We start from the raw sequence: 12,273 nt of genomic DNA on the forward strand, positions 1-12,273 counted from the left end.
TTTATCTGTTATATTTGCAACTATGTTGCAGGAATAGAGGTGAGTTGTACTCAGCCTTGCGCCTGCCAGTTTCAATAACAGATGAGTGCAGGGCGGACAGTAAGTCGAATGGTAAGTGTGCTGATGGGGATATGTACAGTATCTCTGGCTCAGGCACAGACGTCCTGCACGGCTGTATTGAGTGGGCGGATTCTGGACCAGGCCAGCCACCAGCCGCTTCCGGGGGCTACGGTCTACATTCGTGAGCTGGGCACTGGTGCCGTAGCCGATACAAACGGAATGTTTCGGGTGGCCGCCGTCTGTGCTGGTCAGTATACGATCGACTACCAGTTTGTCAGCTACCAGAAGCTGGAGCAGCGGATAACGATCGGGGCGGATACGCTTACAACGCTCCCTACGGTACAGCTCGCTCCGGATAGCCGCACATTACAGGAAGTTGTTGTGACCGAGTACCGATCCGAAGCGCAGCAGTTGCTTCAGGTCCAAACTTCGTTGAGCGGAAACGCGCTGGAAGCCACCCGCGGTCAGTCGTTGGGCGAGAGCCTCAAAACGTTGCCGGGTTTGTATACGGTGCAGACAGGCCCCTCCATTGCAAAGCCGGTTATTCATGGTTTATACAGCAACCGGATCATAACCCTGAATAACGGTATTCGTCAGGAAGATCAGCAGTGGGGTAGTGAACACGCTCCGCAGATCGACCCGTTTCTGGCATCCCGCATAACGGTCATTAAAGGAGCGGCCAGTATACGGTATGGCTCCGACGCCATTGGTGGGGTCATTTTGGTCGAGCCCCGGCCCATGCCCGTCAAGCCTGGTTTTGGGGCTGAACTGAATGCCGTTGGCGGTACAAATGGTCGGCAGGGTACCCTGTCGGGGTTTGTTGAGCAGGCCTTTGGGGGCAAACTCAATGGGTTGAGCTGGCGGTTACAGGGAACCATAAAACGGGTAGGCTACGCCCGGACCCCCAACTATTACCTCGACAACAGCAGTTACCACGAGACCAACGGCTCCGGGCAGCTAAGCTATAGCCGGAATCTCCCGAGCGGGAGTACCGTTGGGACTGACCTGTATTACAGTCTTTTTACTACCAAAGTAGGCTTGTTTACGGGCGCACAGGTGGGCAGTCTGGCCGATTTTTACGCGGCTATAGCCCGCCCCGAACCCTTACGCCAGCCTGGTTTTTCGTACGACCTGAGCCGACCCTACCAGCAGGTCCAGCACGAACTGCTGAAGTTTCGGACGTTTGTGCGGTCCGACCGATGGGGCATGCTGACATTTACCTACGCCCGGCAGCAGAACATACGACGCGAATACGATTTTTTGTCCTTCAGCCGGGCTACCGACCCCGAACTATACCTGAAGCTGGTTAGCCAGACCGCCGATCTGATCTGGGAGCAGAAGCCAGTTAAGCTGGCCAACGGAGGTACCCTGTCGGGGAGTGCCGGTTTTAACGGGATCACGCAAGGCAACGTTCGGCAGTTTCTGTTTCTGATCCCGAACTACCGAAACTACGGTGCCGGTCTGTTCGCCATTGAGCGCTACGCAAACGACCGCTGGACCCTGGAGGCCGGCGTCAGGTACGACTACCGCTGGTTGCGTGCCTTCTTCCTCAACGAGCAAACCAGTACCGTTACCAACACAACCCGTCAGTGGCAGAACGGTAGCGGCTCGGTTGGCGCCACCTACCAGCTGAACCAGCGGCTATCGCTGGCAGGTAATCTCAGCACGGCCTGGCGGGCTCCCAACGTCAACGATCTGTACTCGAACGGCTTGCACCAGAGCGCCGTGGCCTACGAGCGGGGTAACCCCAACCTTCGGGCCGAGCAGGCCTATAACGCTACGTTCTCGCTGGAATATACCGGCAAACGACTTTACCTGGATCTGGGCCTGTACAACAACCGGATCGACAACTTCATTTATTTGAAGCCGGATTCCGTTCCTATTGTCCGGCAGCGGGGGGCCTTTCCGGCGTATACCTACACAGCCGTTCAGGCAACCTTTCGGGGGGTAGACGCTACGATTCGCTACAAAATCGTTGACCGTCTGACGCTTACGTCGAAAACGTCGTTGCTGCTGGCCTACGCCCGTTCGACGGACCCGGCTACCCGGGGGGCACATGAGTATCTGGTGTACATTCCACCGAACCGAACCGACAATAGCCTGCGCTACGAGCTAAAGGATGCCAACCGGTTCTCAAGTATGTACGTCAGTGTCAGCAGCCAGTATGTAGCCCGGCAAAACCGAGCGCCGGCGGTATCGCAGCGGCAGGAGGGAGGGCAGCTCATTTTTACCGGCGATTTTGCTCCGCCCCCGCCCGCCTATACCCTGTTCGGGGCGGAAATGGGCTTCACGTATCGGATAGGCACTCAACCACTGGGTGTCATTTTAACCGGAACCAATCTGCTGAACCGGGCTTACCGCGACTACCTGGACCGGTTTCGCTACTTCACCGACGAGCCGGGCCGGGCCATCTGGCTTAAGCTTAGACTGCCTTTAGCCTTTGGTCGTAGTTAGTCGCTTCGGCTTTATGGTCTGCTTTTTCAACCTGATGTTTCACATAAATCGTTAACTACCAATGAACATGTTCCGTCAATCGCTCCTCTTCCTGTTACCCATGGCTCTGCTGGTTGCTGCCTGTAACAACGATGAAGAAAACCCGACCCCAACCGACGATAACGAAGCGATCACCACGGCTACGCTGACGCTTACCAGCCAGACTACTCCCGTTCAAACCGTGACTGCAACGGTCGAGAACCTGAACACGAACGCTGATTTCAGCCGGGCTACCCTGACGCTTCGGCCCAATACAACCTATACGGGGGTTTTATCCCTGCTGGATAAAACAAAAACGCCCACGCTCGACGTATCGGCCGAAGTGGCCGAAGAGGCCAATGAACACCTCGTGGTGTATACGTTCACACCAACTACGGGCTCGCCCGCATCCGTGACCGTAACGGCTACCGATCGGGATACCAACCCCGCGCCGGGACCTTATCCTATTGGGTTAGCCACGCAGATACGAACCGGGGCTGCCGGCAGTGGAAAACTGAAGGTCGTGTTGCGGCACCAGCCTAACGTAAAGAACGGCACCCCCCAGCCAGGTTCGTCTGATCTGGATACCGACTTCTCGGTCACCATCCAGTAAGCCGAATGGACGACTCGCGTTAACAGCAGCAGGCCACTACCCCAGGGTAGTGGCCTGCTGCTGTTAACAGGACTTGGGTCTGTTAATAAGGGAGTGCACAAAGCTGGTTATACGCGACCACCATCTCACCAAACCGATCCCAATCCCGGCGGTTCGCTACGGGGTAATTTCGGATGAACTCAGAACAATCACCGAAAATAGCGTCATGTACCGCTTCCAGACTGCCTGGCCGGGCAATCAGGGGGGACTGTCCGTTTTTCACGACAACATAGCTAAGATCCCGGCGGTGGCTGAGGGTAAAGTTGCCAAACGAATACTCGATGGTCCGCTTCCAGCCCGATACGTCGAAGTAAAGCGCCAGTGGTCCGCCCGCTGGCGTTAGTCTTTCCAGTAACATGGACTTGCCACCACGACGAGGATTCGGCACACGCTCAAACACAATCGTTTTCCGGTCTCGCGGAATACTCCCCGTCACATAGGCGAAGTCAGGAATCTGCTGAACCAGTGTACGGAGTTCATCCCCGCTCATTTTTACTCTTTTGTCGCCGGCAAGCCGAATGACTATACCCGTTGGCGAGTCGTTGACGACTGACCCAACGCGAACCTGACCGGCCAGTGTATCGCTCTGATGGCTGACGACGTATCCGTCGGCCCAGCTCGTTATCGCACCCAGCGGATCATACTGGGCATTGCTTATATGGCTCCCTAGCAGGAGGAGCCCGAAGACTATTTTTTTCATGAGAAAGCAATTCAACCAATAGGAAGTAGAACAAAGCTAAACGTGACTAAATGGCCCCTCAACCAGGGCGATGTTAATCAGTAGATAAATAAGGATGAACTGACAAAATCGGGCCCTGAATCGGTAGTATCTACTTTTAATAAATATCTAGGTATAGTCTACAGGATAAGTGATTATTTTGTAGATATGAAACACTTGTACTACGTAAATATTATCTTATTTCTGACAGGCTTGACGGCTTACGCCCAGCTTCCAGCCCCGCATGAGGGGTATGTGGAAGTCGGCGGTATGGCAGCGTCGAGCGCGCGAACACCTTTTTGGCTTCGGGCCAACCAGTTTGGCACTATACCGCTGTCGGCACCGGCAGTAACCGGGCGGGCAGGTATTCGCGGACGCATACTGCTGACGGATACGACGAAACAAACGGCCCGAAAGCCCTGGACGGTGAGTTATGGAGCCGAACTGGTTGGGAATGCCGGTCGGGACAATCAACTACTGGCGCCTGAATACTTCGTGAGTCTGACCCACCGTCAGATCCAGCTTACCGCAGGTCGTCGGCGTGAGGTGATCGGGTTAGTAGATACAACGCTGTCTTCCGGATCGTACGCCTGGTCAGGAAACGCCTTGCCGCTGCCAAAAATCCAGTTCGGAACCCGGGGGTTTGCCCCGCTGGGTCGGCGGCAATGGCTGGCCATCAATGCGTTCATAGCCCACGGGCTATTTGCCAATACCGACTACATGCAACATTCATTTCTCCATCAGAAATCGATCATTTTGCGAGTTGGTAAACCGACATCGGCCATACGGGTGTACGGGGGCATAAATCACAGCGTTCAGTGGGGCGGGCATTCTGATTATCTCGACTACCATTATGCGGTGAATGGGCAGTTGCCCGGACAGTTGCGCGACTTTCCAAACGTACTTTTTGCCATTCGCACGGGCGGGTTAAACAACCCTCGGGTTACTTCCTTCGACTATGTCAATCTGTATGGTAACCATGTCGGCAGCATCGATCTGGGCATGGAACTTAGGCTGGCCTCGGTTCACCTGATGCTCTATCACCAGCACAGTTTCGACGACGCATCGGGTATGCTTCTCCAGAACGTTCCAGATGGGTTGAGCGGATTGCGTATCCGCCCGCAGAAGCATGGGTCGGCCGACTTTCATATTGATGCGGTGCTGGTTGAATTTCTGTCTACCCTGCATCAGAGTGGTCCCAGTTTTTACCAGGCCAATACCCATACGAAGGGAGCGGATAACTACTTCAATAATGGACAGTATGCCGAGGGCTGGACGTATAACGACCGGGTAATTGGTACGCCGTTCATTACCCGCAAACAGGATCTCAGTCCAGACCTGCAGAACAACACACAGTGGACCATAAACAACAACCGCCTGCAGATGGCACACGTTGGCCTGAGCGCTACCCTGGCGCAGCGCATAAGCTGTCTGGCCAAGGTGTCGTATAGCCAGAACTACGGTGTACCTGGTGAGCCTCTTCCTGGTACGCCTTCCCAGTGGTCGTCGCTGCTGCAGCTCCAAACCCCGGTTTCCTGGATGGGTGGGATGACGCTGACCGCGGCTGTGGCTGCCGACATAGGCGAGCTATACACCAATTCGATAGGCGGGTCTGTTGGCCTTCGAAAAACGGTCTGGCAAAAGTAAAACCGCAGTCTGACAGCAACTGCTGACTGGAATCAGTCAGACTGAATCTGAACCCCCTGTTGGTGGGCAGCCTGTTTAATACGATCCTTAATAATCTGTAGGTCGTCGGCATCGTACCTGGCCGCATTGTCTTTATGGTTGATGTAAGACCAGGCAGCCCGAACGTGATCGGGAGTGTCGATGGGGTATTTCTTGTTGACCGGATCGGCAAACGGTACATCCCCGTATTTGTGCTCGCCTTCTGACGGACGCACATCGTTGCGACGGTCAATGTCTGGGTTCTTTTTCATAACGTTATCAGTGACAGGTAAAAGTTATATAGATTCAGCCTGGTAGCCAGCTTGCTCAACAGCTTCGACAACGGTTTGGCTCACGCGGTTGTCGACCGTCTGAACGGTTAGCAGGTGATCCGGAATGGCGTAACGGCCGCTACCCCCTCATGATCGCTAATATTCGTTTTAAACGTGAGAGTTTTCATCGTAATCAATTCTTGTGACTATATTCCGGATAAACGGGTCTGTATTGGGTTGATAATGCGATAAAACGGGAGACCAGCAGCCAAAGCGCTGCCAGTCCATAGGAACAAAGCTCCGCAGGTTAGTGAGCGTACCCCTGAGGTTTATGTTTTTTTGATATATAGGCTTTAGATACTATACTAGCACAGTGAATGCCGGAAAGCGGAGCTGGGAGCTGGACGTTTGGATGAGGCATTACCGTATAAGCGCGCCCGTTACCGGTTGGCTTGTGATCTAGCCACGACGTATGTATCGGATACGGGGTGAATGAGTCAGAAGAGCTGTATAGACAGGTCGCGCGAAGGAACGGTAAGCGCTGCTCAGGGCGCAGAGGGCCCTACTAAAAACGCCAAAACCCGCTGCTGGGCGGGTCTGGAGCAAAATTACAGGTAGCGGGGAGCAGGATCGAACTGCCGACCTTAGGGTTATGAATCCTACGCTCTAACCATCTGAGCTACCCCGCCGTCTTGATGGCACAAAAGTAGGGAAAAAATCAGCGTTCCCCAAAAGTGCGCGTTGACTTTCGCAAAAAATTTCGTTTACCTTTGCCGGGGTCCCCCCTTGATCATTACCAACTATGGAGAAATTAAAATTTGTTGCGGAATACGAGCTCCGGGCGTCTCCCAAAATGCTGTTCCCCTATATCAGTACAGCCTCCGGGTTGTCGCAGTGGTTTGCCAGTAAAGTGAATACCCTGCCCGAACAGCGCTTCGATTTTCAGTGGGATAACGAAAGCCATATTGCCCGGCAGGTATCCATGCGCCAGAACAAGGGTGTGCGATTCGAATTTCTCGACACTGCCGAAAACGGATCCGATAATAACTACGTCGACTTCCGTGTCGACCAGTCGGAGCTGACTCAATCTACGTTTCTGCGCGTTACTGACTACTCCAGCACCACCGACGAAGACGAACTGAAAGACCTCTGGGATGGTTTAATGGATAAGCTCAAAGAGATTGTCGGTAGTTAAAAATGCTTAATGGATAATGGATACGGTGTAGTTGCTCGTTGGATATATACCGACATCTCACACCTTCTCTTATGCATTATTCATTCGAATGAAAAAGATAGATAAACTGGTACTCGGCTCTTTTTGGGGGCCATTCTTCCTGACTCTCGGCGTCGTCATCTTCATATTCCTGATGCGACTGCTGATGTTCTACATCGACGAGTTTGTTTCCAAAGACCTTGACATGGCCACGTTTGGCCGGTTACTGTTCTACTTTGCCCTGCTGACCGTTCCGACCGCCCTGCCGCTGGCCGTGTTGCTATCTTCCCTGATGACCTTCGGCAACCTGGGCGAGTTTTTCGAGCTGACCGCGCTCAAAAGTGCGGGTATTTCGCTCACCCGGGCCATGCGCCCCCTGCTGATCGTGGCCATCTTCATCAGCGTGTTCTCATTCTGGTTCAACAATGTGGTTTCGCCCTGGGCCAACCTGAAAGGGTACAGTCTGCTCTACGACATTAAAACGGCTAAAGCAACGCTGAACCTGAAGGAGGGTATTTTTTACAACGACCTGCCCGGCTACAGCATTAAAGTTGATAAGAAGGTCAAAGCCAGTAAAGAGAGCACAACGGGTGACCTGCTTAAGGGCCTCGTGATTTACAAACAGGCAACAAACGGTATGGAGACCGGCAATCGGGAGATCATTCTGGCCGATTCCGGTCGAATGTATACCGACAAAGACCGGACCTACCTCGTTTTCGAACTTTTCAATGGCAACGACTATCAGGAGTATACCGACAACAATACGGTGAGCTATGCCAGCGACGGAACCAGCAAAGGGGCTCAGTTTGTCAGAAATGGATTTAAAAACTATCGGCTTGTGATCAGCCTGGAATCGTTCGGTATCAAGCGCACGGACGAAAACCAGTTCGAATATCACGAGTATATGAAAAACCTGAGTGAGCTGGCCAGTCTGACCGATTCGCTCCGAAAAGATTACAAGAACACGAGTTTGAGCGTGGCCAGTACATCACGTCAGTATTATAGCTATCAATTCAAAGCCGACGAAGCCGCTAAATTTCAAAAAGCAAAAGACGGTAAATGGGTCGACTCGCTGCTCAGAAAGCAGGATGCTACCCGGCCCGATTTTGCCCAGACAGCGCTCAGCCAGGCCCAGAACGTTCTGAACTATGCGACATCGAACGTATCCTACCTGGCCGAAAAAGAGAAGAGCGTCTGGAAATACCAGCTCGAAAGCCACCATAAATTCACCCAGGCTATCTCTATCTTCGTCATGTTCCTGATTGGCGCATCCATGGGGGCCATCATTAAAAAAGGTGGCTTTGGACTACCGGTACTGATCGCCATTGTCTTTTTTATCTTCCTGTACGTATTGACCATTGCGGGCGATAAATACGCGAAAGACGGATTAATATGGGTACCAATCGGCGCGTGGCTGGCTAACCTGGTTTTGTTTCCAATTGGGTTATTTTTGATGCAACGCGCCCGCTACGATTCGCGTCTATTCGATAAAGATGTATACATCATTGCCTGGGGGCGGCTGAAACAGAAATGGGCCCAACGACGCCAGCAGGCCGTTACCGGAGGCATGTCATAAAGCGAAGCCTGTTTTGTGACAATTCATAACATTTCTGGTCATAATTTACAGGAGGCTTCCCGGTTTTTTCCTATCTTTGCACCCAAATTCATTTTTTCAATTATAATTAGCTGTCTGAAGATGTATTTAACGACCGAAAAGAAACAGGAGATTTTCTCCACCTCGGGCTTTGCCAAAAGTGCAACGGACACCGGGTCGGCCGAATCCCAGATCGCGCTGTTTACGTACCGGATCAGTCATTTGACCGAGCACCTGAAAGTTCACAAGCACGATTACGGCACCCAACTGGGTCTTTTGAAATTAGTAGGTAAACGCCGGCGTCTGCTGAACTACCTGATGAAAAAAGACATCACCCGTTACCGGGCTATTCTGGCTGCTCTGGGTCTCCGGAAATAATTCAAGGCCACTGATGAAGGGAATCTGCTCAACAACCAAGTCCGGTCGAGTAGATTCCCTCATTTTTGTTGTTTACTTACTGATGCGATGATTGCTGCGGTGAGAAGTTTGTTGTCTGTAAAGCTGTAAGAGGGCGTATCCAAAATCTGTTGTATGTTTCAAATCACCACGCAATCCGTTGCGCTGCCCGACGGGCGGGAAATCACCATCGAAACCGGTAAACTGGCCCGACAGGCCGACGGCGCGGTGGTTGTACGACTAGGCGACACCATGCTGTTGGCCACGGTCGTATCCAGTAAAGATGCTAAAGAAGGCGTTGACTTTCTGCCTTTATCCGTTGATTATCAAGAGAAATTTGCGTCGGCTGGCCGGATTCCGGGAAGCTTCCAGCGCCGGGAAGGCCGCCTGGGCGACCATGAAATCCTGATCAGCCGGTTGGTTGACCGGGCGTTGCGTCCAATCTTCCCCGAAGATTACCATGCCGATACCCAGGTGATGATCACCCTGATCTCGGCCGATCCGGAAGTTCAACCCGACGCCCTGGCGGCCCTGGCCGCTTCGTCGGCCCTGGCGGTATCCGACATCCCCTTTAACGGTCCGATCTCCGAAGTACGCGTTGCCAAAATCGATGGCGAGTACCGGATTAATCCAAAAACGGCCGATCTCTCGCGGGCAACTATCGATCTGATCGTAGCCGCAACGGCAAAAGACATATGTATGGTAGAAGGCGAAATGAGCGAATGCTCAGAAGCCGAAGTGGTTGAAGCGCTGAAAGCGGCCCACGAAGCCATTAAAGTACAATGCCAGGCGCAGCTCGAACTGCAAACCAAAGTTGGCAAGACCGAAAAACGGCAGTATAGCCACGAAACCCACGACGAAGAACTCCGTGCGGCCGTTCGGGCGTATTGCTACGACAAAATATACGAAGTAGCCCGCCGTCAGAATCCCAATAAAAAGAGCCGAAGCGAAGGGTTCCGCGACGTTCGTGACGAGTATCTGGCCACCTTCCCCGAAGGCAGCGAGGTAAACGTTTCGCTGGTGAAAACCTATTTCAGCGATTTGGTCTGGGAAGCGTCACGTCGGCTGGTGCTCGACGAGCGCACCCGGCTGGACGGTCGCCGTCTCGACGAAATCCGGGCTATTTCAGCGGAAGCTGGTTACCTGCCCGGGCCACACGGTTCGGCGCTGTTTACCCGCGGAGAAACTCAATCGTTGACGACGGTAACGCTCGGTACCAAAGTAGATGAGCAGATCGTTGATCAGGCGATGCACCAGGGTTACAGCAAATTCCTGCTTCACTATAACTTTCCTGGCTTCTCGACCGGTGAGGTGAAACCTAACCGGGGTGCTGGACGTCGGGAAATCGGCCATGGTAATCTGGCCCACCGCTCGCTGAAAAAAGTGCTGCCACCCGAAGCGGATAACCCGTATACAATCCGGATTGTATCAGATATCCTGGAGTCGAACGGGTCGTCATCCATGGCAACCGTTTGCGCGGGTACCATGGCGCTGATGGATGCCGGCATCAAGATCAAGGCACCTGTCGCTGGTATTGCCATGGGGCTGATCTCGGACGGTGAAAAATACGCCGTGTTGTCCGATATTCTGGGTGATGAAGATCACCTTGGGGATATGGACTTTAAAGTGACAGGTACTGAGAAAGGCATCGTTGCCTGCCAGATGGACCTGAAGGTAGATGGTCTTTCGTACGAAGTGCTGGCTCAGGCTCTGGAGCAGGCCCGTGCTGGCCGTCTGCATATCCTGGGCGAGATGAAGAAAGGCATCACCGAAGTTCGGGCCGATCTGAAACCACACGCGCCACGGGCCGTAGTGATCAAGATTGAAACGAATCAGATTGGCGCCGTTATCGGACCAGGTGGTAAGGTCGTTCAGGATATCCAGAAAGATTCGGGTGCTGTGGTGAACATCGATGAGCACGACAATGCTGGTTGGGTGAGCATCTTTGCTACCAACAAAGAAAGTATGGACCGGGCTGTTTCACGGGTGAAAGGCATTGTAGCCGTACCGGAAGTGGGCGAAACGTATGTCGGTAAAGTAAAAACCATCCAGCCCTTCGGCGCCTTTGTCGAGTTTATGCCGGGCAAGGACGGATTATTGCACATTTCTGAGATCAAGTGGGAGCGTCTGGAAACGATGGACGGTGTACTGCAGGTTGGTGAAGAAGTGACGGTAAAACTGATTGACGTAGATAAAAAGACCGGAAAATATCGTCTGTCGCGTAAAGTTCTGCTGCCCAAGCCGGAGAACAAAAACGCGTAAGCCTTTGTTACTTTTTTGTGTAATGCAGCGTCGTACGTTTGCGTTATACAGTCACCCCACCCGGGCAACGTATCATGAGACAGCTAAAAATTTCAAAACAGATTACCAACCGCGAGAGCCAGTCGTTAGACAAGTACTTGCAGGAAATTGGTAAAGTAGACCTGCTTACACCCGACGAGGAGGTAACGCTGGCCCAGAAGATTCGCGAGGGAGACCAACTTTCGCTCGAACGACTGACGAAAGCCAACCTACGCTTTGTGGTGTCGGTGGCTAAGCAATATCAGAACCAGGGACTTTCGCTGGGCGATCTGATTAACGAAGGTAATTTAGGACTTATCAAAGCTGCCCAGCGTTTCGACGAAACACGAGGGTTCAAGTTTATTTCCTACGCGGTTTGGTGGATCCGTCAGTCTATTCTGCAGGCGCTGGCCGAACAGTCCCGGATTGTACGGTTGCCGCTGAACCGGGTCGGTTCGCTGAACAAAATCTCGAAAACGTTCTCTGACCTCGAGCAGAAGTTTGAGCGTGAGCCGTCGCCCGAAGAGCTGGCAGCTGTGCTGGAGATTTCGGCCGCCGAGGTAGTTGACACCCTGAAGATATCAGGTCGTCATGTATCGATGGATGCGCCGTTTGTACAGGGTGAAGAAAACAGCCTGCTCGACGTACTTGAGAACGATGGCGAAGACAAGCCTGATTCGGGCCTGATCAACGATTCGCTCCGGAAAGAAGTGCAACGGGCTCTTTCGACACTGACCCAGCGCGAAGCGGATGTGATTACGCTTTACTTTGGACTCAATGGTGAGCATGCCATGACGCTCGAAGAAATAGGCGAGAAGTTCAACCTGACCCGGGAGCGGGTTCGTCAGATTAAAGAGAAAGCGATTCGCCGGTTACGTCATACATCGCGTTCAAAGGCGCTGAAAACGTATCTTGGCTAGTTACGAGCTAGCGTAACAAAAGCAACAATGC

Annotated in this window: 10 protein-coding genes and 1 tRNA gene; 8 read left to right on the plus strand and 3 right to left on the minus strand. The window is 52.9% G+C overall.

From position 1 onward, the window contains the following. The first annotated feature begins 108 nt into the window (after positions 1-108). Together EQG79_RS29865 and EQG79_RS29870 are read left to right on the plus strand one after the other, a co-directional pair. A complete protein-coding gene (locus tag EQG79_RS29865; RefSeq protein ID WP_240699522.1) occupies positions 109-2,514 on the plus strand; it encodes a TonB-dependent receptor in 2,406 nt (801 codons plus the stop codon). Positions 2,515-2,575: 61 nt separating this feature from the next. Further along, the gene (locus tag EQG79_RS29870) at positions 2,576-3,145 is read left to right on the plus strand and encodes a hypothetical protein (RefSeq protein ID WP_077919838.1); all 570 of its coding nucleotides are present in this window, start codon (positions 2,576-2,578) and stop codon (positions 3,143-3,145) included. Between the two features lie 82 nt (positions 3,146-3,227). Here EQG79_RS29870 and EQG79_RS29875 read toward each other — a convergent pair whose 3' ends face one another. Further along, a complete protein-coding gene (locus EQG79_RS29875) occupies positions 3,228-3,884 on the minus strand; it encodes a hypothetical protein (RefSeq protein ID WP_129606796.1) in 657 nt (218 codons plus the stop codon). A gap of 186 nt (positions 3,885-4,070) precedes the next feature. Between EQG79_RS29875 and EQG79_RS29880 the strand changes: the two genes are divergently transcribed. Continuing rightward, positions 4,071-5,549 (plus strand): capsule assembly Wzi family protein, encoded by a 1,479-nt coding sequence (locus EQG79_RS29880; RefSeq protein ID WP_077919836.1) that lies wholly within the window; start codon positions 4,071-4,073, stop codon positions 5,547-5,549. A 32-nt stretch (positions 5,550-5,581) separates the two neighbouring features. On the opposite strand, the gene EQG79_RS29885 is transcribed toward EQG79_RS29880, so the two are convergent. Both EQG79_RS29885 and EQG79_RS29895 read right to left on the minus strand, forming a co-directional pair. Beyond that, positions 5,582-5,839 (minus strand): DUF6582 domain-containing protein, encoded by a 258-nt coding sequence (locus EQG79_RS29885; RefSeq protein ID WP_077919835.1) that lies wholly within the window; start codon positions 5,837-5,839, stop codon positions 5,582-5,584. A 615-nt stretch (positions 5,840-6,454) separates the two neighbouring features. Beyond that, positions 6,455-6,528, minus strand: a tRNA-Met gene (locus EQG79_RS29895). A 113-nt stretch (positions 6,529-6,641) separates the two neighbouring features. Here EQG79_RS29895 and EQG79_RS29900 point away from each other — a divergent pair. The 5 genes from EQG79_RS29900 to EQG79_RS29920 all read left to right on the plus strand — a co-directional run bounded on the left by EQG79_RS29900 (position 6,642) and on the right by EQG79_RS29920 (position 12,242). After that, positions 6,642-7,034 (plus strand): START-like domain-containing protein, encoded by a 393-nt coding sequence (locus EQG79_RS29900; RefSeq protein WP_077919834.1) that lies wholly within the window; start codon positions 6,642-6,644, stop codon positions 7,032-7,034. 88 nt (positions 7,035-7,122) lie between these two features. Next, a complete protein-coding gene (locus tag EQG79_RS29905; protein ID WP_077919833.1) occupies positions 7,123-8,628 on the plus strand; it encodes an LptF/LptG family permease in 1,506 nt (501 codons plus the stop codon). A 120-nt stretch (positions 8,629-8,748) separates the two neighbouring features. Next, on the plus strand, positions 8,749-9,024 hold the full coding sequence (gene rpsO / locus EQG79_RS29910; protein WP_077919832.1) for a 30S ribosomal protein S15: 276 nt from the start codon (positions 8,749-8,751) through the stop codon (positions 9,022-9,024). Between the two features lie 153 nt (positions 9,025-9,177). Further along, positions 9,178-11,304, plus strand: a complete 2,127-nt coding sequence (locus EQG79_RS29915) for a polyribonucleotide nucleotidyltransferase (RefSeq protein WP_077919831.1) — start codon at positions 9,178-9,180, stop codon at positions 11,302-11,304. Positions 11,305-11,378: 74 nt separating this feature from the next. Beyond that, positions 11,379-12,242, plus strand: coding sequence for a sigma-70 family RNA polymerase sigma factor (locus tag EQG79_RS29920; RefSeq protein WP_009282104.1), 864 nt, complete (start codon positions 11,379-11,381; stop codon positions 12,240-12,242). Positions 12,243-12,273 lie beyond the last annotated feature (31 nt).

It is taken from the genome of Spirosoma sordidisoli (assembly GCF_004138325.1).
Classification (GTDB): Bacteria; Bacteroidota; Bacteroidia; order Cytophagales; family Spirosomataceae; genus Spirosoma; species Spirosoma sordidisoli.